A 21126-nucleotide genomic window follows, 5' to 3' on the forward strand; every position below is an offset into this window, starting at 1 on the left:
CGGCCCCGAACTTCGGATTCGGTGGCGAATCGGCCTCTGATCAACGAATTACATCAGTTCCGGGTTGCGGGACCGACGGGTCTCGGTGCATGGTGAGGATGTGGCAAGTCGAAGCGCAGAGCCCAGGACCGGGAACGGATCGTCCCCGACGATCGACGCCGTGTCCCTGGCGATCATCGAACAGCTCCAGGAGGACGGACGCCGTCCGTACGCCGCCATAGGCAAGGCCGTGGGCCTCTCCGAGGCCGCGGTGCGCCAGCGCGTGCAGAAGCTCCTCGATCAGGGAGTCATGCAGATCGTCGCCGTGACGGACCCGCTCACCGTGGGCTTCCGCCGCCAGGCGATGGTCGGCATCAACGTCGAGGGCGACCTGGACCCGGTGGCCGAAGCGCTGACCGCGATGGCCGAATGCGAGTACGTGGTGATGACCGCGGGCTCCTTCGACCTGATGGTGGAGATCGTCTGCGAGGACGACGACCACCTTCTGGAGGTCATCAACAAGCGCATCCGCACCCTCCCCGGTGTGCGCTCCACCGAGAGCTTCGTCTACCTCAAGCTCAAGAAGCAGACCTATATGTGGGGAACCCGATAGCCGTGACCAAGGACCTCTCCAAGACCGCGTACGACCACCTGTGGATGCACTTCACCCGCATGTCGTCGTACGAGAACAGCCCCGTCCCGACCATCGTCCGCGGCGAGGGCACCTACATCTTCGACGACAAGGGCAAGCGCTACCTCGACGGCCTGGCCGGGCTGTTCGTGGTGCAGGCCGGCCACGGCCGCACCGAGCTGGCCGAGGCCGCCGCCAAGCAGGCCCAGGAGCTCGCCTTCTTCCCGGTGTGGTCGTACGCCCACCCCAAGGCCGTGGAGCTGGCCGAGCGCCTGGCCCACCACGCCCCCGGCGACCTGAACAAGGTCTTCTTCACCACCGGCGGCGGCGAGGCGGTGGAGACCGCCTGGAAGCTGGCCAAGCAGTACTTCAAGCTGGTCGGCAAGCCCACCAAGCACAAGGTCATCTCCCGTGCGGTCGCCTACCACGGCACCCCGCAGGGCGCCCTGTCCATCACCGGCCTGCCGGCGCTGAAGGCCCCGTTCGAGCCGCTGGTGCCGGGCGCGCACAAGGTGCCCAACACCAACATCTACCGCGCCCCGCTCTTCGGCGACGACCCGGAGGCCTTCGGCCGCTGGGCCGCCGACCAGATCGAGCAGCAGATCCTCTTCGAGGGCCCCGACACCGTCGCCGCGGTCTTCCTGGAGCCGGTGCAGAACGCCGGCGGCTGCTTCCCGCCGCCGCCCGGGTACTTCCAGCGGGTCCGCGAGATCTGCGACCAGTACGACGTGCTGCTCGTCTCCGACGAGGTCATCTGCGCCTTCGGCCGGCTGGGCACGATCTTCGCCTGCGACAAGTTCGACTACGTGCCGGACATGATCACCTGCGCCAAGGGCATGACCTCGGGCTACTCCCCGATCGGCGCCTGCATCATCTCCGACCGGCTCGCCGAGCCGTTCTACAAGGGCGACAACACGTTCCTGCACGGCTACACCTTCGGCGGCCACCCGGTCTCCGCGGCGGTGGGCCTCGCCAACCTCGACATCTTCGAGCGCGAGAACCTCACCCAGCACGTGCTGGACAACGAGGGCGCCTTCCGCGCCACGCTGGAGAAGCTCAACGACCTGCCGATCGTCGGCGACGTCCGAGGGAACGGCTACTTCTACGGCATCGAGCTGGTGAAGGACAAGGCCACCAAGGAGTCCTTCAACGACGAGGAGACCGAGCGCGTCCTGTACGGCTTCCTCTCCAAGGCCCTCTACGACAACGGTCTGTACTGCCGCGCCGACGACCGCGGCGACCCGGTCGTCCAGCTGGCGCCGCCGCTGGTGTCCGACCAGTCCACGTTCGACGAGATCGAGCGGATCCTCCGGGCCACCCTCACCGAGGCCTGGACGAAGCTGTGACCGTGATCGAGTTCGTACGATCGTAGGCTGAACGCGGCCCGGGACCTGCCCCATCCGAGTGAGATGGGCGGGCCCGGGCCGTGTGCTGTCCCGGCAGCCGCCCACCGGCTCCCTACGGTTCCCCTGACCGATCGGCCCCACCCCCACTCCCCCGTACGAGGGAAGGCCGGGCACGCGGGCGACGACGCACGGAACCGACAGCGAGGTGTACGCCATGGTGGCACCGCCGGACAACGACGTGCTCTGGGCACGCGCCCTGCACTACTCCCCCAACGGCTCCCCCGCGCTCCAGGGCGTCTCCCTCGGGGTGCGCGAGGGCGAGATCCTCGCGGTCAGCGGCCCCCGCGGCAGCGGCAAGACCAGTCTGCTGCGCTGCCTGTCCGGCCGGCTCGTCCCCACCGAAGGCGAGGTCTGGTTCCACAGCACCGCCCTGCACTCCATGGACCGGCTCCAGCGCGAGAAGCTGCGCCGCGAGTCCTTCGGCTGGATCGGCACCCAGCCCGCCCTGATCGCCGAACTCACCGGCTGGGAGAACGCCGCCCTGCCGCTGCTGCTGCGCGGCACCGCGCACCGCGCCGCCAAGAGCGCCGCCCTGGACTGGCTGGACCGCCTGGACGCCGGCGACTGCGCCCACCAGCGCCCGCACCGGCTCCGCCAGGACCAGTGCCAGCGGATCGCCGTCGCCCGCGCGCTGATCACCCTGCCGCCGCTGCTCTTCGCCGACGAGCCGACCGCCGCGCTGCACCGCGCCGCCGGCAACCAGGTGCTGCGCACCCTCACCGCCGCCGCCCGCTCGCACCGCATCACCGTGCTGCTGGCCACCGGCGACCCGGACGTGGCGGCCCTCGCCGACCGCGCGGTGCACCTGGTGGACGGCCGCCGCATCGGCGAGACGCCGTACACCGCCACCACCGGAGCGGAGGGGCGCGACACATGCTCGCTCTCCGTCTAGCCCGCGGCGCGCACCCGGTGGTGCTGGCTCGCCGGCTGCTGGTCACCGCGGCCTCCGCCACCACCGGCTTCCTGCTGCTGTGCGCCCTCGCCTACGCCCTGGCCCGCCCCGGCGGCGAGGCCCCGGCCGCCCGGCTCGCCTGGTGCCTGCTGCCCGTCGCCGCCACCGTGCACCTGGCGCTCGCCATCGCCCGCACCGACCCCGGCACCCGGCCCCGCCCCGGGCTCTCCGCCATCGGCCTCGGCCCGGCGAAACTCGCCCTGTTCGCGGCCGCCACCACCGCGCTGGCCGCCCTCACCGGCTCCCTCCTCGCCCTCGCCGTCTTCCTCCATCTGCGCGGCGACCTGAGCGGGATGCCGTTCGACGGGGCCGCCGCCGAGCTGACCGCCGCCGGCCGGCCGCTCCCGCTGCCTGCCGCGCTCACCCTGCTGGCCGTGGTCCCGATCGCCGCCACCGCCACCGTCGCGCTGGCGCTGCGCCCCCGCCGCGAGCCGCCCGCCACCGAGAGGGACCCGGACGCCGCCCGCCCCACCCCCGAGGAACCGCCCGCCGGACTGCCCTGGGGCGTCACCCTGGTCGCCCTGGGCCTGGCCGCCGAGACCTACGCGGCCGGCGGCGCCGCCCTGCCCGGCGGCCTCGGCAGCGGCCGTGGCGCCGTGCTGGCCGGCTGGGTGATCGCCTCCATCGGCCTCGCCGTGGCCGGCCCCGGCCTCACCCACCTGTCCGGCCGGCTGCTCCAGATCGGCCGCCCCGGCGCCGCCCGGCTGCTGGCCGGCCGCGCCCTGATGGCCGAGGCCCGCCGCATCGGCCGCCCGCTCGGCGTCTCCGCCGCGGTGGCCGCCGTGACCCTCGACGGAACGGTCCTCTTCCGCCAGGAGGCGTTCCGCCCGTTCGGCGACCTCACCGCCCTCGGCGCCACCCTGGTCGTCCTCTGCGCCGTCGCCACCCTGCTCACCGCCGCCGTCGAGTCCCGCCAGGAACGCGCCCCCACCACCGGCACCCTCACCGACCTCGGCGCCCCCGCCGCCCTGCTGCGCACCACCGCCGCCCTGCGCGCCGGTGTGCTGCTGGCCGTCTTCCTCCCCCTCACCTGGCTGGTCGCCCAACTGGCCGCGCTGCCGCTGGGCCGTTAGCCGCCAACTAGGGTGGCCCGTATGGCCCACTCCCCCGAGCACCGCACCGACCACGAGATAGAGACGCTCCCGGAGTTCGACGAGGTGGCCGCGGCCGGCAGCCTCGCCGGATTCCGGGTGCAGTCCGTGGACCTCACCGACCGCACCCCCGCGCTCCTCGAACTCCCCGTGGACGGCGCCGTGTTCCTCGGCTGTCCCATGGACCCGGACGCCGCCGCCCGGGTCCGCCTCGCCGGGGCGCTGGTCTTCCCGCCGATCCCGGGCCTGCCGTACGACCCCTACCGGGGCAGCCTCTACACCCCCGCCGAGCTGTACGCGGGCCTGGCCGAGCGCGGCTACGAGGCGACCCCTGACGCGCTGACCTACGCCTGGTTCCAGCGGACCAAGGCCGACGGGGACATCTTCGCCTCGATGCTGCGGGCCGTGCACGACGACTCGGTCTCCGACGCACTGGACGAGCATCTGCACGGCCGGCCGGTCGTCGGTGTCATGGGCGGCCACGCGATGGCCCGGGGCACGGTGGAGTACGAGGGGGCCGCCCGGCTCGGCCGCTCGCTGGCCCGCGCCGGGCTGACCGTGGCGACCGGCGGCGGCCCCGGCGCCATGGAGGCCGCCAACCTCGGCGCCTACGCCGCCCCGTACGCCGACCCCATGCTGGACGAGGCGCTGCTCCTGCTCGCCAAGGAGCCGTCCTTCGTCCCGTCCATCGGCGACTGGGCCGGGGCCGCCTTCGCGGTCCGCTCCCGCTGGCCCGAGGGCGGTGCCTCCGTGGGCATCCCCACCTGGTTCTACGGGCATGAGCCGCCGAACGCCTTCGCCTCGCACCTGGCCAAGTACTTCGCCAACGCCACCCGCGAGGACGGGCTGCTGGCCCGCTGCACCGCCGGGGTGGTCTTCCTGCCCGGCGCGGCCGGGACCGTCCAGGAGGTGTTCGACAACGCCACCCCCAACTACTACGAGTCCCGCGGCGAGCCGACCCCCATGGTGCTCGTGAACCGCGCCCACTGGACCGAGCGCCTGCCCGCCTGGCCGCTGCTCCAAGCCCTCGCCGGTGAGCGGTCGATGGCCCACCGGATCGCCCTGGTGGACACCGTGGAGGAGGCCCCCGAGGCGCTGCTCCGGCTCGGCGGCCGGGCCCGCTAGCGCCCGCCGACCGGGGCCCCTTCGCCGAGCAGCCCGGCCAGCACCTCCCAGGCGCCCTCCCAGCTCCAGTCGGCCGCCACCCGCTCCCGCCCCCGGGCGCCCATCGCGGCGGCCGCCGCTCGATCACCGAGCAGCCCGGTCAGCCGCCCGGCCACCGCCGCCACATCCCGGCCGTCCACCACGAACCCGGTCTCACCGTCCCGGACGGTGTCGGGCGCCCCGCCGGAGCGCCCGGCGAGCACCGGCAGTCCGGCCGCGGCGGCCTCCAGATAGACGATGCCCAGGCCCTCCAGCTCCAGCCCGGCCCGGCGGGTGCGGCAGGGCATGGCGAACACATCGGCGGCGGCGTAGTGGTCGGGCAGCTCCCGATGCGGGCGTCCACCCGCGAAGACCACCGCCCCGCTCACCCCGTACCGGTCGGCCAGCCGACGCAGCCGGGCCTCGTCCGGTCCGGCGCCCACCAGCAGCAGCCGGGTGCCCGGCACCCGGGCGCGTACCAGGGGCAGCGCCCGGATCAGGGTGTCCTGCCCCTTGCGCGGCACCAGCCGGGCCGCGCACAGCACCACGGGCGCCTCGGCGGGCAGCCCGAGCCGCCGCCGTATCCGCCCCGGAACGCCCCCGGCGAAGGCGGCCGCGTCCACCCCGGGCACCATCCGCACCAGCCGCGCCCCGGAGCCGAGGGCACGGGCCAGCGGGGCGCGGGTCGCCGCGCCGAGGTAGGTGACCGCGTCGGCGCCCCGCCCGATACGGCGCAGCAGCGCGGCGGCGCCCGGGGTGCGGGCCCACCACACCTCATGGCCATGGGTGGTGGCGACCACCCGGCGCACCCCGGCCTCCCGGCGCAGCCGGGGCGCCATCAGCCCGAGCGGGGCGGCGGCCCCGAACCAGACCGCCTCGCAACCGTGCTCCCGGGCCAGCGCCACCGCCCGGGCGGTGGTCCGCGGCGTGGGCAGCAGCATCCGGGCCCGGTCCCGGACCACCGGGTACGGCAGCGCGGCGTCATGGGCGGCCCCGCCCGGCTCGGCGGAGGTGTACACCACGACCCGGCCGAGCGGGAAGCGGTCGGTCAGCTGCTTGACGAAGGTCTCGATGCCGCCTTGGCGGGGCGGGAAGTCATTGGTGACGACCAGGGTGACGGGGATGCCGGGCACGGAGGCCTCCAGAGGGTGGCGAGCAGGACGAGCGGGTGGACCAGATAGCCGAAGCGGGACGCGGGCATCAGGGCGGTGGCCAGGGCCAGGCCGAGGGCGAGCCGGGCGGCGGCCGCGGCGGTGGTACGGGGCGGACGGACCACCAGTGACAGCGCCAGCAGCAGGGCGGCGGTGGTGAGCAGCGCGGCGGCCAGAAGGGTGCCGCCGGGGGCGTAGGCGGCCAGCAGCGGCCCGGGTAGCGGACTGGCCGCCGGTGAGGCGGTCGTGGTCAACCCCAGGGGGAAATCCACGACATGGGCGCGGAAGGCATCCGGGTCGGCGAGGAGGGCGGGCAGGGTCCCGGCCGCGGCGGTGGCGAGCGCCACGCCCGTACACCGCAGCGCGGACCGGCGGCCGGGCGCATACGGCCCGCTCCGACGGCCGGGAACGGAAGGCACCGGCGATCCCGGCCCCGCTCGGCGGCCCAGCGGCTCACGGGCGGCGAGCAGGGCGGCGGCCACCGGCAGCGCGGGCCAGGCGGTCCACTTCAGGGTGGCGGCCAGCCCGAGGACCAGCCCGGCCGGTACCGCCCGGCCACGTCCGGCCAGCGCCAGCCCCAGGCACATCAGCCCGGCGAGCGGCAGATCCACCCCGCCGGTGGCCAGCGGCAACGCGACCGGTGGGCAGATCACCAGCCACCGCATCGGCGGAGGCGCCCCCAACCGCCCCACCACCCACAGAGAGCCGACGAACACCCCGCCCAGCCACCAGCGCGGATCACCGGGCAGCGCCCCGAACACCGCCATACCGGGCAGATAGGGCGTGTAGTCGGCGAGTCGGCCCGGGTCCGGCGGGTACGGGGAGCCGGTGGCCAGCAGCAGCCGGCCGGACCGCTCGACCACGGCCACCTCCAACTGCCCCCGCCCCAGGACGGTCAGCCACCCCAGTGGGACGGCCACCGCCCCCAGCCCCGCCACCGGAAACGCCCACCGCCCACCGAGCAGCGCGGCCGTCGCGTAACCGATCGCCGCGCAGCCGCCCCACACCCGGTGCGGCCAGGGCCCGGCCACCCACGCGAACCCCGCGCTCGCCCCGGCGCACCCGGCCCACACCCACCGCTCCCACTGCTCCCACCGCCCTGACCAGGGCCTTCGTCTCCCTCGCATGCCTCCCGACGCTAGGAGCGGGCCACCCCGCCGGGCGTCAACCGCCGGGCCGCACCCCGCCCTCCACCCGGGGCATGAGCCGGGCCGGAGGATCAACCCCTGCTCCGACGCGCGCGACCGGCCCGGCCCGGGAGAATCGGCTGCCATGAACGTGCTCGCCCGCTCGCTGCGCCGGACCGTGGCGCACCCCGCCTATCCCTGGGCCTCCGGGGCCGCCCTGACCGCGGCCGCCGCCGCCGAACTGGTCCTCTTCCCCGGCACCCCGTGGGTGACGGTGTCGGTGCTGGTGTCGGCGGCCTCGCTGATGTGGCGCCGGGCCCGGCCGGAGACCGCGATCCTCACCGTGGCGGCCGGGCTGCTGGCGTTCGCCGCCGACACCAACCTCTATCTGGTGACCATGGTCAGCGGGGTGTGCGGGCTGTACACCCTGGGGCGCCGGCGGGTGCAGCACCCGGCGCTGCTGATCGGCGCGGGTGCGCTGGCCGCGCTGGGGGTGAATCTGGTGCACATCCAGAAGTGGGCCGGGCTGATGCGGAGCGCCGTCCCGGTGCCGGTGCGCGGCGACCGACTGGACCCGGGGCTGTACGCGGAGGCGTTTCTGTTGACGGTGGTGATGATCGGCGCGGTGAGCGCGGGGGACGCGGTACGGGCCCGGGCGGAGGCGCGCCGGGAGCGGGACTCGGCCCAGCAGCGGCTGCTCGCCATGGAGCGCCGGCAGGCCGCCGAGGAGGAACGGGCTTCCATAGCGAGGGAGTTGCATGATGTGGTGGCGCACTCGGTGTCAGTGATCGCGGTACGGGCGGAGAGCGCCACCTACACCACCCCCGACCTCGGTCCGGCGGCCCGGGACGCGCTCCAGGAGATCGCGGGCACCGCCAGGGCGTCCATGGCGGAGCTGCGGCGGCTGCTGGGCGTGCTGCGCACCCGGGCGGGCGAGGGGGCGCCCGCCACCTCCCCGCAGCCGACCCTGGACGGGCTTCCGGAGCTGGTGGAGCAGCACCGGGCGGCGGGCGCCCGGGCCGAGTTGGAAGTCAGCGGGGACCGGGTGGCACTGCCGGCGGGCTGGGAGCTGTCGGCGTACCGGATCGTGCAGGAGGCGCTGACCAACACCCGCCGGCACGCCCCGGGCGCCCGGGCGGTGGTGGCGCTGGACTACGGCCCGGGCCTGCTGACCGTACGGGTGGAGGACGACGGCCCGGGTCCGCTGGGCGGTGCGGCGGAGCCGGGGCGGGCCGGGGCCGGGCACGGGCTGACCGGGATGCGGGAGCGGGCCGCGCTGCTGGGCGGCCGGGTGAGCGCGGGTCCCGGTCCGCGCGGCGGGTTCCTGGTGGAGGCGGAGCTGCCGTGGTGATCAGGACGGTGGTCGCGGACGACCAGGCGGTGGTGCGGGCCGGGTTCGTCGGTCTGCTGGGGACGGCGGAGGACATCGAGGTGGTCGGGGAGGCGGAGGACGGGGCGGCGGCGGTGCGGGTGGTGGCCGAGCAGCGGCCGGATGTGGTGCTGCTGGACATCCGGATGCCGCGGCTGGACGGCATCGAGGCGGCCCGCCGTATCCTCGCCGCCTCCGACGGATCGATCAGGGTCCTGATGCTGACCACCTTCGACCTGGACGAGTATGTCTACGAGGCGCTGGCGGCCGGGGCGAGCGGCTTTCTGCTGAAGGACGCCACCTTCCCCGAACTGCTGCACGCGGTACGGGTGGTGGCGCGCGGCGACGCACTGCTGGCGCCCGGGGTCACCCGGCGGCTGGTGGCCGAGTTCGCCCGGCAGCGGCCCGGCCCGCGGGCATCCGCGCCGGTCACCGGGCTGACCGCGCGGGAGGAGGAGGTGCTGGTGCTGATCGCCCGGGGGCTGTCCAACGCGGACATCGCCGAGCGGCTGACCATCACCGACCACACGGTGAAGACCCATATCAACCGCCTCTTCGCCAAACAAGGCCTGCGGGACCGGGCGCAGGCGGTGATCCTCGCCTACGAACTGGGCCTGGTCCGCCCGGGCTCCGGCACCCGCTGAGCGCCGCCGGGGGGCCGGCCCCGGCATGCGGCCCGGCCACCGGGCTCAGCCCAGGACCACGATCTCCTCGGCCGTGAAGACCGCGCCCACCTCGGCGCCCTCCTCCGGGGTGTCGCGCAGGGCGCAGACCGCCTCCAGCGGGGGGCCGCTCTCCGGGCGGAGCCGCAGGGCGACATGGTGGCCGCGGAAGGTGCGGGCCTCGACGGTGCAGCGCAGCCCGTCGGCGGGGGCGGTCAGCCGCACCCCGGCGGGGCGGACCAGCAGCGGGCGCCGGCCCTGTGGGGAGCCGGCCGGCACCGGGACGGTGCCCCAGGCGGTGTCGGCCGCCTCGCCCCGTACCGTCGCCTCCGTCACGTTCTCGAAGCCGAGGAAGCGCGCGGTGAACTCGTCCACCGGGTGCTGCCACACCTCGCGCGGAGTGCCGCTCTGGGCGATCCGCCCGTCCCGCATCACCACCACCCGGTCGGCCAGCGCGAACGCCTCGCCCTGGTCGTGGGTGACGGCCAGCACGGTGGTGCCGAGCCGCCCGAACAGCTGCCGCAGCTCCACCACCAGCCGCTCGCGCAGGCCCCGGTCGAGCTGGCCCAGCGGTTCGTCCAGCATCAGCAGCCGGGGGCTGGGGGCCAGCGCCCGGGCCAGGGCGACCCGCTGCTGCTCGCCGCCGGACAGCCGGGCCACCGCCCGCCGCTCGGCGCCCGGCAGCCCGACCAGTTCCAGCAATTCCCCCACCCGCCGGGCCTGTTCGCCCTTGGCCGCGCCGCGCATCCGCAGCCCGAAGGCGACGTTCCCGCCGACGTCCCGCTGCGGGAAGAGCTGGTGGTCCTGGAACATCAGCCCCACCCCTCGGCGGTGCACCGGCACCCCGGACTGGTCGGCGCCGTCCAGCAGCACCCGTCCGCCGTCCACCGGTTGCAGCCCGGCGACCGCCCGTAGCAGGGTGGACTTGCCGCTGCCGCTGGGCCCCAGCACACACACGGTCTCGTGGTCGGCGACCGCCAGGTCCACCGCGTCCAGCGCCAGCCGGCCGCCGAAGCGGACGGTCACCTTCTCCAGGGTCAGCATGGTGCTCACAGCTCCCCGGCGCGGTCGGCCCGGACACGTTCCAGCAGCAGCAGGGACACCGCGCACACCACCATCAGGATCGTGGACAGGGCCATCGCCTGCCCGTAGTTGAGGTCGCCGGGCCGGCCGATCAGCCGGGCCACGGCCACCGGCAGGGTCGGGCTGTCAGGCCGGGCGATGAACACCGTCGCCCCGAACTCGCCGAGCGAGACGGCGAACGCGAACCCGGCGGCCACCAGCAGCGCCCGGCTCACCAGCGGCAGGTCCACCTCCCGCCAGGCCCGCCACGGGGAGGCACCGAGCACCGCGGCCGCCTCCCGCAGCGTTGCGTCCACGGCGCGCAGCACCGGCAGCATGGTGCGCACCACGAACGGCACCCCGACCAGCGCCTGGGCCAGCGGCACCAGCCACCAGGAGGCGCGCAGATCGAGCGGCGGCTCGTCCAGCGCGATGAGGAAGCCGAAGCCGACGGTGACCGCGGACACCCCGAGCGGCAGCATCAGCAGCGCGTCGAAGCCCCGGACCAGCCGACCGGCCCGCCTGGTCAGCGCCGCCGCGGCCAGCCCGCCGACCAGCACGGCGATGGCGGTGGCGGCGAGCGCGTACGTCAGCGAGGTGCCGATGGCGGTGAGCGGGGCGACCAGGAAGGTGCCGCCGGAGGCGCCCGCGTCGGCCAGCGCCCGATAGTACAGCAGCCCGTCCGGTCCGCCGAAGGAGCGGGCCACCAGCACCCCGAGCGGCAGCAGCAGCACGGCGACCGAGGCGAGGACGCCGACCAGCAGCGCCCACTGGGTGGTGGAGCGCGGGCGACGGGCGGTGGTGGCCGGGTCCACCAGCCGCAGCGCGGTCTCCCGCCTCCGTACCGTCCAGGCGTGTACGGCCAGCACCCCGCCGACCGCGGCGAACTGCACCAGGGTGAGCACCGCGGCCGTCGGCAGGTCGAGCAGCTGCGCGGTCTGCCGGTAGATCTCGGCCTCCAGCGTGGTGTACGCGGGCCCGCCGAGGATCTGCACGATGCCGAAGGAGGTGTACGTGAAGAGGAAGACCATCAGCGCGGCGGCGGCCACCGCCGGGGCGAGCGCCGGCAGCGTCACCCGGCGGAAGGCGCCGAGCCGGGAGGCGCCCAGCACCCGGGCGGCCTCCTCCTGGCGCGGGTCGAGCTGGGACCAGAGCCCGCCGACGGTGCGGACGACCACCGCGTAGTTGAAGAAGACATGGGCGAGCAGGATGGCCCAGACACTGGTGTCCAGGCGGATCCCCCACAGCTCGTCCAGCAGCCCGCGCCGGCCGACCACGGCGAGGAAGGCGGTGCCGACGACAACGGTGGGCAGCACGAACGGCACGGTGACCACCGCCCGCAGCAGCCGCTTGCCGGGGAAGGCGAACCGGGCCATCACATAGGCGCCGGGCAGCGCCAGCAGCAGAGTGAGCCCGGTGGAGGCCAGTGCCTGCCAGGTGGTGAACCAGAGCACGTCCAGGATGTCGGAGCGACCCAGCACCTCCCCGATCCGGCCCAGGTCGAGCCCGCCCCCGCCGGTGCCCACGGTGCCGGCCGGTCCGGCGGCGCCGAGGCCGCGGGCGGTGATGGCGGCCACCGGGTACGCGAAGAAGACCGCGAAGAACACCACCGGCAGTGCCATCAGCGCGCCCCGCAGCGCCCCCGCGCGCACCGCCCGCCGCCGCGCGAGACTCCGCGCGGGTCCTTCCGCGGCGGGGGCGGTCTGCTCCGCGCTCTCCGCCGTCTTCGCGACTACCTCAGGACGAGGGAGGACCACGTCTGGATCCACTGGTCGCGGTTGGCGGCGATCTTCTTCGGGTCGAGCGCGTGCGGGTCGTCGGCCTTGGCGCCGTGCTCGGTGAACAGCTTCGGCAGCTCGGCGTCCTCGGCGACCGGGTTGACGAACATCTGGAGCGGCACGTCCTCCTGGAAGTCCTGGGAGATCAGGAAGTCGATCAGCGCCTTTCCGCCCTGGGGGTTCTTCGCCCCGTCCAGCAGCCCGGCGAACTCGGTCTGCTGGAAGCAGGTGCCGGTGGACACCCCGGTGGGCGCCTCCTTGGGCTGCGGCTCGGCGTACAGCACCTCGACGGGCGGGCTGGAGGCGTAGGAGACGACCAGCGGGCGGTCGCCCTTGGCCTTCCGTCCGCCGGCCGAGCCGGAGAACTCCTGGTTGTAGGCGATCTCCCAGCTGTCGACCACCTTGACGCCGTTGGCCTTGAGCTTCTTCCAGTAGTCCGGCCAGCCGCCGTCGCCGTACCGGGCGGCGGTGCCGAGCAGGAAGCCGAGGCCGGGTGAGGACCGCTCGGGGTTCTCCACCACCAGCAGGTCCTTGTAGGCGGGCTTCGCCAGGTCGTCGAAGGTCTTCGGCGGTGCGAGCTTCCTGTCGGCGAAGAACTTCTTGTCGTAGTTGACGCAGATGTCGCCGGTGTCGACCGGGGTGACCCGGTGCTCGCCCTTGTCGAGCTGCAGCGCCTCCGGCACCCGGTCCAGGCCCTTGGCCTCGTACGGCTGGAACAGCCCGTTGTCGAGGGCCCGGGAGAGCAGGGTGTTGTCGACGCCGAAGAAGACATCCCCCTGCGGCGCGCCCTTCGTCAGCACCGCCTTGTTGACGGCCTCGCCGGCGTCGCCGCTCTTGAGGACCTTGACGGTGTACCCGGTCCGCTGGGTGAACTTCTTCAGCACCTCGGGGGAGGCGTTGAAGGAGTCATGGGTGACGAGGGTGACGGTCTTGGACGTCTTGCCGCCCTCGTCGCTCCCGCCGGCGGACCCGCCGTCGCCGCCGCACGCGGTGAGCGCCGTGACGCCCAGCGCGCCGGCCAGCGCACCGGCCGCGATCCTGGTGGTGGTGGACACTGATTCCTCCTGGGGGTGACCAGGAAGAGACGCGGCCCCGCCCGCCGGCGCCGGGAAGGGCACGGGCGGGCAGGGCGCAACAGCTTGAGTGGTGACCGAACTCCCTACCCAGAATGACCTGGGCGAGGTTCAGAGGGTCTGCGGCCTGACGGTGCCGCACTCTCAGCGCTGTGGCGCTCCCCTGTCGGATGGTGGTGTTGTTGTGGAGTTGTGGCGCGCGGTCGCTGCCGCGCGCCCCCAGGGTACTAGGTCACTTTCGCCGACGGTTTTCGGCCAGCACGTCTGTGGAAGCCTGAGTGTCAGCGCTCGGACGCGGCGAGCTGCCCGCAGGCGCCGTCGATCTCCTGCCCCCGGGTGTCCCGGACGGTGACCGGGACTCCGTGTGCGGCGATGGCCTCCACGAACGCCTTCTCGTCCTCCGGCCGGGAGGCCGTCCACTTCGACCCGGGCGTCGGGTTGAGCGGGATCAGGTTGACGTGGACCCGCTTGCCCTTGAGCAGCCGGCCCAGCAGGTCGCCGCGCCAGGCCTGGTCGTTGATGTCGCGGATCAGGGCGTACTCGATGGAGACCCGGCGGCCGGACTTCTCCGCGTACTCCCAGGCGGCGTCCAGCACCTCGCGGACCTTCCACCGGGTGTTGACCGGGACCAGGGTGTCGCGCAGCTCGTCGTCCGGGGCGTGCAGGGAGACCGCGAGCCGGCACTTGAAGCCCTCGTCGGCGAACCGCAGCATCGCCGGGACCAGGCCGACGGTGGAGACGGTGATCCCGCGCTGGGACAGCCCCAGGCCGTCCGGCTCGGGGTCGGTGAGCCGGCGGATCGCGCCGACCACCCGCTTGTAGTTGGCCAGCGGCTCGCCCATGCCCATGAAGACGATGTTGGACAGCCGGGCCGGGCCGCCGGGGACCTCGCCGTCCCGCAGCGCCCGCATGCCGTCCACGATCTGGTGGACGATCTCGGCGGTGGAGAGGTTGCGGTCCAGGCCGGCCTGGCCGGTGGCGCAGAACGGGCAGTTCATCCCGCAGCCGGCCTGGGAGGAGATGCACATGGTGACCCGGTCCGGGTAGCGCATCAGCACCGACTCGACCAGGGTGCCGTCGTGCAGCCGCCACAGGGTCTTGCGGGTGGTGTCGTCGTCGCAGGAGATGTGCCGGACCACGCTCATCAGCTCGGGCAGCAGCTCGGCGGCCAGCTTCTCGCGGGCGGCGGCCGGGATGTCGGTCCACTGCGCCGGGTCGTGGGCGTAGCGGGCGAAGTAGTGCTGGGAGAGCTGCTTGGCGCGGAACGGCTTCTCGCCGATCGCGGCCACGGCCTCCTTGCGCTCGGCGGGCGACAGGTCGGCGAGGTGCCGCGGCGGCTTCTTGGCGCCGCGGGGCGCGACGAACGTCAGTTCTCCCGGGGCGGGGGCCATGGCGTACTACTCCTAGGTGCGTCGGTGCGTCGCGTGCGCCGGTGCGGTCGGCGGTGGGGGCGGTTGGTCGGTGGTGACGGTCGGCCGAGGGGCGCCCCTGTCCGGGACGGTCCGTGCCCCGGCGCGGCGGCGTACGAGGCCGGAAGGGCCCGCCGCGCGAGGCGGCGAGCCCTTCCAGGGTAACGGTCCGGGGATCCCGTCCTCTTCCCGTAGTCCGTGCGGTCCGTGCCTACGGGAGGTGGCGGTGGTCACCCTCGCGGCCGGAGGGTCACCCCGACCCCACGAACAAGACGAACAGCAGCCACACCACCGGCGCCGTCGGCAGCAGGGAGTCCAGCCGGTCCATGATGCCGCCGTGGCCCGGCAGCAGGGTGCCCATGTCCTTGATGCCGAGGTCCCGCTTGATCATGGACTCGCCGAGGTCGCCCAGGGTGGCGCTGGCGGCGACCGCCAGGCCGAGCAGCAGCCCCTGCCACCAGGTGCCGCCGTCGATGGCGAACTCCATGCACAGCGCGCCCGCCGCCATCGCGAAGCCGACCGCGCCGAGCAGTCCCTCCCGGGTCTTGCCGGGGCTGATCCGCGGGGCCAGCTTGTGGGTGCCGAACCGCCAGCCCACCGCGTACGCCCCGGTGTCGCTGACCACGGTCAGGATCAGGAAGGTCAGCACCCGCCACGGCCCGTCGTCGGCGGTGAGCATCAGCGACACGAAGGTGGCGAGGAACGGCACGTAGAAAGCGGCGAAGACGCCCGCGGTGACGTCCCTGAGGTAGCCGTCGGGCGGTTCGGTCATCCGCCAGACGAGGATCGCCAGCGCGGTCAGCGCCATGGCGACCCAGGCCCCCTCGGCACCCCGCAGATACCCGGCGACCACCATGGCGGCGCCGCCGACGGCCAGCGGGACGAGCGGGGCCTTGATGGCCTTGCTCTCCTGGAGCCGGGAGGTCAGCTCCCACAGGCCCACCACGACGGCCAGCGCGACCACCCCGACGAAGGCGGCCTTCCAGACGAACAGCGACGCCAGGATCACGGCGCCGAGCCCGACACCGACGCCTATGGCCGCCCGCAGATCGCGGCCGGCCCGCTTCTTGGCGGGCGACGGGTTCCCGGTCTCGGGCTTGGCCGGCGGCCCGCCGGGCGGACCCGGCTGCCCGGCCGCCGGCTGCCCCTGTACGGGGCCGTGGCTCCGGCCGTGGCCTGGGCCGTACGGCGGCCCGTCGGGCGGCGTCGCACGGAACGGGGGACCGCCCGCGGCGGTCCCCCGGTCACGGCCGTGGTCGAGGTCGTCCTGGTCTCCGTGGTCGCCGCCGGGCGGTGGGCCGGCGGGAGAGTCGGGCACGATGGGCATGGGGCGAGTCTGCTGTGCCTCACGCCCGTCGTAGGCGGGACCCGCCGGGGCGGCCGGGGCGAGCCCGGCGTCGAACCCCTGGTCGGGCGGACCCCAGTAACCGCCTTTCGGCGGGGCCCCCCAGGATGCGTCGTTCATCAGACCTCGAGCAGCTCGGCTTCCTTGTGCTTGAGCAGCTCGTCCACCTGCGCCACGTACTTCGCGGTGGTGTCGTCGAGCTCCTTCTCGGCGCGGCGGCCCTCGTCCTCGCCGACCTCGCCGTCCTTGATCGCCTTGTCGATGGTCTCCTTGGCCTTGCGGCGCACGGAGCGGATCGAGATCTTGGCGTCCTCGCCCTTGCCCTTGGCGACCTTGATGTACTCCCGGCGCCGCTCCTCGGTGAGCTCGGGGAACACCACCCGGATGATGTTGCCGTCGTTGCTGGGGTTGACCCCGAGGTCCGAGTCGCGGATGGCCTGCTCGATGTTGCGCAGCGCGCTCTTGTCGAACGGGGTGACCACGGCCATGCGCGGCTCCGGCACGGAGAACGATGCCAGCTGGTTGATCGGGGTGAGCGCGCCGTAGTAGTCGGCGACGATCTTGTTGAACATGGCCGGGTGGGCGCGCCCGGTGCGGATCGCGGCGAAGTCCTCCTTCGCGACCACGACGGCCTTCTCCATCTTCTCCTCGGCTTCGAGGAGGGTCTCTTCGATCACCACTTGCTCCTGCGTGTCGTCTGTGGATCGTCTGGTGGAAAGGCGTCGGTCGGTGGCGCCTGTGCGTCCCGGTGGGGCCCGGCGTTACCCGCGTGTCCCTGTCTGTCCGTGCCGCGTACCAGGGGATCGACCGCGGTACCCGGCACCCCGCCGCGCGGAGTGGCTCACCGCGCGGCGTTGCGTTCCTGCACGGTGTCCGACCGGCAGGCCTTTGTCCATCCCCTCCCCGCTCCCCGAGGGGGGCGGGGTCAGCTCCGGGTGCCCTCGTCGCTCACGAGAGTGCCGATCTTCTCACCCTTCACGGCCCGCGCGATATTGCCCGCCGCGAGCAGCTCGAAGACGAGGATCGGCAGGTTGTTGTCCCGGCACAGGGTGATGGCGGTGGCGTCGGCGACCTTCAGGTCCCGGGCCAGCACCTCCCCGTACTCCAGGGCGTCGAACTTGACCGCGTCCGGGTTGGTCTTCGGGTCGGAGTCGTACACCCCGTCCACGCCGTTCTTGCCCATCAGCAGGGCCTCGGCGTCGATCTCCAGGGCCCGCTGGGCGGCGGTGGTGTCGGTGGAGAAGTACGGCATGCCCATACCGGCGCCGAAGATGACCACACGGCCCTTCTCCAGGTGGCGCGCGGCCCGCAGCGGAAGGTACGGCTCGGCGACCTGGCCCATGGTGATGGCGGTCTGGACCCGGGTCTCGATGCCCTCCTTCTCCAGGAAGTCCTGGAGGGCGAGGCAGTTCATCACCGTGCCCAGCATGCCCATGTAGTCGGAGCGGGCCCGGTCCATGCCGCGGACCTGGAGCTCGGCGCCCCGGAAGAAGTTGCCCCCGCCGATGACGACGGCGATCTGGGCGCCGTCGCGTACGACCGCGGCGATCTCACGCGCGATGGCGTGGACCACGTCGGGATCGACGCCGAGCCCTCCGCCGCCGGAGAACGCCTCCCCGGACAGCTTCAGCATGAAGCGGCCGGACTTGTTGCCGGATGTGTCGTCGCCCTGTGCGGCGCCCTGATTCATGGAGATCTCCTCGTGCACATACGAAGAAGGCCATTGCCGGTGGGTGCGGTGTCCCTCACGGCAATGGCCTCCTCGTCAGATCTGCGGCCGTCCGGCGCTCACGCGGCCGACGTCCACGTGGGAAACCCTAGCGGGCTCCCGGGTCGAGCGCGTACCGGCTCAGACGCCGACCTTGATGCGGGCGAAGCGCTTCAGGGTGACGCCGGCCTCGTCCAGGATCTGCTGGACGGACTTCTTGTTGTCCAGCGCGTACGGCTGGCCGAGCAGCGTGGCGTCCTTGAAGAAGCCGTTCAGACGACCGTCGACGATCTTGGCGATCGCGGCCTCGGGCTTGCCCTCGGCGCGGGTGGTCTCCTCGGCGACGCGGCGCTCGGTCTCCACGACCTCGGCCGGGACGTCCTCACGGGACAGGTACTTCGGCGCGAAGGCGGCGATGTGCTGCGCGACGCCCTTGGCGACCTCGGCGTTCGCCTTGTCCAGCTCGACCAGGACACCGATCTGCGGCGGCAGGTCGGGCATGGTGCGGTGCATGTACGCGGAGACGTAGCCGCCGGAGAACTGCGCGAAGCGGTCCAGGACGATCTTCTCGCCCAGGTTGGCGTTGGCCTCGTCCACATACGCCTGGACGGTCTTGCCGGGCTCGATCTCCGAGCCGAGCAGGGCCTCCAGGTCGGCCGGGGAGGTGGCGGCGGCGTGCGCGGCGAGCGCGTTGGCGACCGCGAGGAACTTCTCGCCCTTGGCGACGAAGTCCGTCTCGCACTTCAGCTCGACCACGACACCGGAGGTGTTGTCGTCGGCGATCAGGGAGACGACCGCGCCGTTCTCGGCCGAGCGGCCCTCGCGCTTGGCGACGCCCTTCTGGCCCTTGATGCGGAGCGCCTCGACGGCCTTGTCGACGTTGCCCTCGGCCTCGTCCAGCGCCTTCTTGCAGTCCATCATGCCGGCGCCGGTGAGCTCGCGGAGCTTCTTGACGTCAGCGGCGGTGTAGTTCGCCATGATCTGTGAATCTCTCTCGAAGTCTGGAAGATCTACGAAGATCGACGGATGGACGGCGGAGGCTTCGTGGGCCTCCGCCGTCCACTCCGAATCCGTGGGACCGCGTCCGGCGGCTGCCGCCGTCCGGTCCCCCGGGCACCCGGCCGGCTCACCGCCGGCCCGGCGCCCTCGGGTTCAGGGCCGGAGCCCCGGGCGTCAGGCCTGCTCGGCGGCCGGGGCCTCGGCGGCGGGCGCCTCGGTCTCGGCGGGCTTCTCAGCCTCGTCGGCCTTCTCGGCGTCGGCGGCCTGCTCGGCCTCAGCCGGCTTCTCGGCCTCGGCGGGCTTCTCGGCCTCGTCGGCCTTCTTGTCACCCTCCAGCAGGTCCCGCTCCCACTCGGCGAGCGGCTCGCCCTGGGCCTTCTCGCCCGGCTTCGAGTCACCGGTCGCGACGCCGGAACGGGCGATGAGGCCCTCGGCGACGGCGTCGGCGATCACGCGGGTGAGCAGGGTGACGGAGCGGATCGCGTCGTCGTTGCCCGGGATCTTGTAGTCGACCTCGTCGGGGTCGCAGTTGGTGTCCAGGATCGCGACGACCGGGATGTGGAGCTTGCGCGCCTCACCGACGGCGATGTGCTCCTTCTTGGTGTCGACGATCCAGACGGCGCTCGGCACCTTCTGCATCTCGCGGATACCACCGAGGGTCTTCTCCAGCTTGGCCTTCTCGCGGGAGAGGACCAGCAGCTCCTTCTTGGTGAGGCCGGAGGCGGCCACATCCTCGAAGTCGATCGCCTCAAGCTCCTTCAGACGCTGAAGGCGCTTGTAGACGGTGGAGAAGTTGGTGAGCATGCCGCCCAGCCAACGCTGGTTGACGTACGGCATCCCGACCCGGGTCGCCTGCTCGGCGATGGCCTCCTGGGCCTGCTTCTTGGTGCCGACGAACATGATGGAGCCGCCGTGCGCGACGGTCTCCTTGACGAACTCGTAGGCGCGGTCGATGTACGACAGCGACTGGAGCAGGTCGATGATGTAGATGCCGTTGCGCTCGGTGAAGATGAAGCGCTTCATCTTCGGGTTCCAGCGACGGGTCTGGTGACCGAAGTGGACGCCGCTCTCCAGCAGCTCCCGCATCGTGACGACGGCCATGGCCGTATCTCCTTGATTTCTCGGTTTGTCCTGACGCCCCGGCGCGCTGCGCCTCGAAGGACCGAAGAGCGCTACCACGACTGGTGACAGTGGTGGCGGGGCGTGCGAAGTCGACCCGGTGGCCCGGATCGCCAGAAGAAGTGTACGGGACCTCGACACCCCCGGGTGACGGCGCTGTCCACAACCGCCCGCCCGTCCACAGCCCCCCACCAAGATCAGCGCGGAGCGCGCTTCCTGCGTCACAGTGCGTACATGAACAGCACGGCAACGCACCTCATCGCCCTTCTGCTGGCCACCACGGCCAGCGCCTCGCCCGCCCCGGGCGGCGCCCTTCCCGGAGGCCCTGCCTTCACGGCCGCGCCCCTGGCACCGGTCCCGGACCGGCCGCCTGATTCGCCGGTGCCGATACCGCTGGTGCCGCACGATCCGCCGGATCCGCCGGTGCCGATACCGCTGGTGCCGCACGATCCGCCGGATCCACCGGTGCCGGTGCCCGGGGCGGTCTGGCCGCTGGGTCCACCGCGGCCCCCACTCCTGCGGGGCTGGGAACCGCCCGCGTCCCCCTACGGACCGGGCCACCGAGGAGTGGACCTCGCGGCACCGCCCGGCACCCCGGTGCGCGCCACAGCCGCCGGACACATCACCTTCGCCGGCCAGGTCGGCGGCCGCGGAGTCCTGACCATCACCCTGACCGCGAGCGCGGGCGCGGGCACTGTCGACGGCGCCGGTGTCGTTTCGGGGTCGCCCCCATCGCAGCTGCGCACCACCTACGAACCGGTTCGGCCCCTGGTGAAGAAGGGCGCCGTGGTGACAGCGGGCGAGACCGTCGCGGTGGTCGACACCAGTGCGCGCTCGCACTGCGCGGCCGGCTGCCTCCACTGGGGCCTGCGGCAGGGCCCGCACTACCTCAACCCGCTGGCCCTGCTACCCGCCGCCCTGCTGCGCAGGCCACCCTCCCGACTGCTGCCACAGGCGGGCCCGCTGTCCATGCCGGCAGGGGTGGGGCGGGGGGTGAGGTGGGGGGTGCTGCAGGGGGTGTGGCGGGGGTCGTTGTTCTCCTCGACCAGGTCGAGGTCCTCACGCCACTTGTCGTCCTCGGCGATCTTCGTCCGGAAGTCGACGGCGGCCCGGCGCAGGTCG

The 21126-nt window shown here is 73.4% G+C and carries 19 protein-coding genes and 1 riboswitch; of the genes, 8 read left to right on the plus strand and 11 right to left on the minus strand.

Features of this window, described 5'->3' with window-relative positions:
• Nucleotides 1-100: 100 nt before the first annotated feature.
• The 5 genes from ABZ945_RS20940 (at nt 101) to ABZ945_RS20960 (ending at nt 5184) form a co-directional block, all read left to right on the plus strand.
• Nucleotides 101-592, plus strand: coding sequence for an Lrp/AsnC family transcriptional regulator (locus ABZ945_RS20940; protein WP_248636168.1), 492 nt, complete (start codon nt 101-103; stop codon nt 590-592).
• Complete coding sequence (locus ABZ945_RS20945; RefSeq protein WP_361271516.1) at nt 577-1956, plus strand: aspartate aminotransferase family protein; 1380 nt, start codon at nt 577-579, stop codon at nt 1954-1956. The genes ABZ945_RS20940 and ABZ945_RS20945 overlap by 16 nt, the downstream gene beginning before the upstream one ends.
• A 214-nt stretch (nt 1957-2170) precedes the next feature.
• The gene (locus ABZ945_RS20950) at nt 2171-2908 is read left to right on the plus strand and encodes an ATP-binding cassette domain-containing protein (RefSeq protein ID WP_361271518.1); all 738 of its coding nucleotides are present in this window, start codon (nt 2171-2173) and stop codon (nt 2906-2908) included.
• Nucleotides 2890-4041 (plus strand): hypothetical protein, encoded by a 1152-nt coding sequence (locus ABZ945_RS20955; RefSeq protein ID WP_361271520.1) that lies wholly within the window; start codon nt 2890-2892, stop codon nt 4039-4041. Before ABZ945_RS20950 ends, ABZ945_RS20955 begins: the two co-directional genes overlap by 19 nt.
• A 21-nt stretch (nt 4042-4062) precedes the next feature.
• Nucleotides 4063-5184, plus strand: a complete 1122-nt coding sequence (locus ABZ945_RS20960) for an LOG family protein (protein WP_361271522.1) — start codon at nt 4063-4065, stop codon at nt 5182-5184.
• Here the strand turns inward: ABZ945_RS20960 and ABZ945_RS20965 are convergent.
• Together ABZ945_RS20965 and ABZ945_RS20970 are read right to left on the minus strand one after the other, a co-directional pair.
• A complete protein-coding gene (locus tag ABZ945_RS20965; RefSeq protein ID WP_361271555.1) occupies nt 5181-6326 on the minus strand; it encodes a glycosyltransferase family 4 protein in 1146 nt (381 codons plus the stop codon). The genes ABZ945_RS20960 and ABZ945_RS20965 overlap by 4 nt on opposite strands.
• Nucleotides 6251-7384, minus strand: a complete 1134-nt coding sequence (locus ABZ945_RS20970; protein WP_361271525.1) for a hypothetical protein — start codon at nt 7382-7384, stop codon at nt 6251-6253. Before ABZ945_RS20970 ends, ABZ945_RS20965 begins: the two co-directional genes overlap by 76 nt.
• A 241-nt stretch (nt 7385-7625) precedes the next feature.
• Here ABZ945_RS20970 and ABZ945_RS20975 point away from each other — a divergent pair, with 241 nt between their 5' ends.
• Nucleotides 7626-8831 carry a histidine kinase gene (locus ABZ945_RS20975; protein WP_361271527.1) on the plus strand — a complete coding sequence of 402 codons (1206 nt, stop codon included), beginning with the start codon at nt 7626-7628 and terminating at the stop codon, nt 8829-8831.
• Entirely contained in the window at nt 8825-9493 is a 669-nt protein-coding gene (locus ABZ945_RS20980; protein ID WP_361271530.1) for a response regulator transcription factor, read from the plus strand. The genes ABZ945_RS20975 and ABZ945_RS20980 overlap by 7 nt, the downstream gene beginning before the upstream one ends.
• Nucleotides 9494-9538: 45 nt before the next feature.
• Here the strand turns inward: ABZ945_RS20980 and ABZ945_RS20985 are convergent, their stop codons facing one another.
• The 9 genes from ABZ945_RS20985 to rpsB all read right to left on the minus strand — a co-directional run bounded on the left by ABZ945_RS20985 (nt 9539) and on the right by rpsB (nt 19986).
• On the minus strand, nt 9539-10555 hold the full coding sequence (locus ABZ945_RS20985; RefSeq protein WP_361271558.1) for an ABC transporter ATP-binding protein: 1017 nt from the start codon (nt 10553-10555) through the stop codon (nt 9539-9541).
• A gap of 5 nt (nt 10556-10560) precedes the next feature.
• Nucleotides 10561-12195, minus strand: coding sequence for an iron ABC transporter permease (locus ABZ945_RS20990; protein WP_361271561.1), 1635 nt, complete (start codon nt 12193-12195; stop codon nt 10561-10563).
• A gap of 110 nt (nt 12196-12305) precedes the next feature.
• The gene (locus ABZ945_RS20995) at nt 12306-13406 is read right to left on the minus strand and encodes a thiamine ABC transporter substrate-binding protein (RefSeq protein ID WP_361271532.1); all 1101 of its coding nucleotides are present in this window, start codon (nt 13404-13406) and stop codon (nt 12306-12308) included.
• Nucleotides 13407-13489: 83 nt separating this feature from the next.
• Nucleotides 13490-13599: riboswitch (TPP riboswitch) on the minus strand.
• Nucleotides 13600-13705: 106 nt separating this feature from the next.
• Nucleotides 13706-14815: a 23S rRNA (adenine(2503)-C(2))-methyltransferase RlmN gene (gene rlmN / locus ABZ945_RS21000; protein ID WP_361271535.1), complete on the minus strand. Its 1110-nt coding sequence runs from the start codon at nt 14813-14815 to the stop codon at nt 13706-13708.
• A 268-nt stretch (nt 14816-15083) separates the two neighbouring features.
• Nucleotides 15084-16298: a phosphatidate cytidylyltransferase gene (locus tag ABZ945_RS21005; RefSeq protein WP_361271538.1), complete on the minus strand. Its 1215-nt coding sequence runs from the start codon at nt 16296-16298 to the stop codon at nt 15084-15086.
• Nucleotides 16298-16855: a ribosome recycling factor gene (gene frr / locus ABZ945_RS21010; protein WP_361271541.1), complete on the minus strand. Its 558-nt coding sequence runs from the start codon at nt 16853-16855 to the stop codon at nt 16298-16300. The genes ABZ945_RS21005 and frr overlap by 1 nt, the downstream gene beginning before the upstream one ends.
• Before the next feature lie 248 nt (nt 16856-17103).
• Nucleotides 17104-17868: a UMP kinase gene (pyrH, locus tag ABZ945_RS21015; RefSeq protein WP_361271543.1), complete on the minus strand. Its 765-nt coding sequence runs from the start codon at nt 17866-17868 to the stop codon at nt 17104-17106.
• Nucleotides 17869-18027: 159 nt separating this feature from the next.
• Entirely contained in the window at nt 18028-18864 is an 837-nt protein-coding gene (gene tsf / locus ABZ945_RS21020) for a translation elongation factor Ts (protein ID WP_248636158.1), read from the minus strand.
• A 195-nt stretch (nt 18865-19059) separates the two neighbouring features.
• Nucleotides 19060-19986 (minus strand): 30S ribosomal protein S2, encoded by a 927-nt coding sequence (gene rpsB / locus ABZ945_RS21025; protein ID WP_361271545.1) that lies wholly within the window; start codon nt 19984-19986, stop codon nt 19060-19062.
• 252 nt (nt 19987-20238) lie between these two features.
• On the opposite strand from rpsB, the gene ABZ945_RS21030 reads away from it, so the two are divergent.
• Nucleotides 20239-21126, plus strand: an 888-nt coding sequence (locus ABZ945_RS21030; protein WP_361271548.1) for a M23 family metallopeptidase, incomplete at its 3' end; no start/stop codon positions are given.

It is taken from the genome of Streptomyces sp. NPDC046887 (assembly GCF_040644755.1).
In the GTDB taxonomy this organism is placed as follows: Bacteria; Actinomycetota; Actinomycetes; order Streptomycetales; family Streptomycetaceae; genus Streptomyces; species Streptomyces lichenis.

What these genes read in the sequence shown, in the direction of transcription:
- ABZ945_RS20950 (WP_361271518.1), top strand. Translation starts at nt 2,171, where the DNA reads ATGGTGGCACCGCCGGACAACGACGTGCTCTGGGCACGCGCCCTGCAC.
- ABZ945_RS20955 (WP_361271520.1), top strand. Translation starts at nt 2,890, where the DNA reads ATGCTCGCTCTCCGTCTAGCCCGCGGCGCGCACCCGGTGGTGCTGGCT.
- ABZ945_RS20960 (WP_361271522.1), top strand. Translation starts at nt 4,063, where the DNA reads ATGGCCCACTCCCCCGAGCACCGCACCGACCACGAGATAGAGACGCTC.
- ABZ945_RS20975 (WP_361271527.1), top strand. Translation starts at nt 7,626, where the DNA reads ATGAACGTGCTCGCCCGCTCGCTGCGCCGGACCGTGGCGCACCCCGCC.
- ABZ945_RS20985 (WP_361271558.1), bottom strand. Translation starts at nt 10,555, where the DNA reads ATGCTGACCCTGGAGAAGGTGACCGTCCGCTTCGGCGGCCGGCTGGCG.
- ABZ945_RS20990 (WP_361271561.1), bottom strand. Translation starts at nt 12,195, where the DNA reads ATGGCACTGCCGGTGGTGTTCTTCGCGGTCTTCTTCGCGTACCCGGTG.
- rlmN (WP_361271535.1), bottom strand. Translation starts at nt 14,815, where the DNA reads ATGGCCCCCGCCCCGGGAGAACTGACGTTCGTCGCGCCCCGCGGCGCC.
- ABZ945_RS21005 (WP_361271538.1), bottom strand. Translation starts at nt 16,298, where the DNA reads ATGAACGACGCATCCTGGGGGGCCCCGCCGAAAGGCGGTTACTGGGGT.
- pyrH (WP_361271543.1), bottom strand. Translation starts at nt 17,868, where the DNA reads ATGAATCAGGGCGCCGCACAGGGCGACGACACATCCGGCAACAAGTCC.
- tsf (WP_248636158.1), bottom strand. Translation starts at nt 18,864, where the DNA reads ATGGCGAACTACACCGCCGCTGACGTCAAGAAGCTCCGCGAGCTCACC.
- rpsB (WP_361271545.1), bottom strand. Translation starts at nt 19,986, where the DNA reads ATGGCCGTCGTCACGATGCGGGAGCTGCTGGAGAGCGGCGTCCACTTC.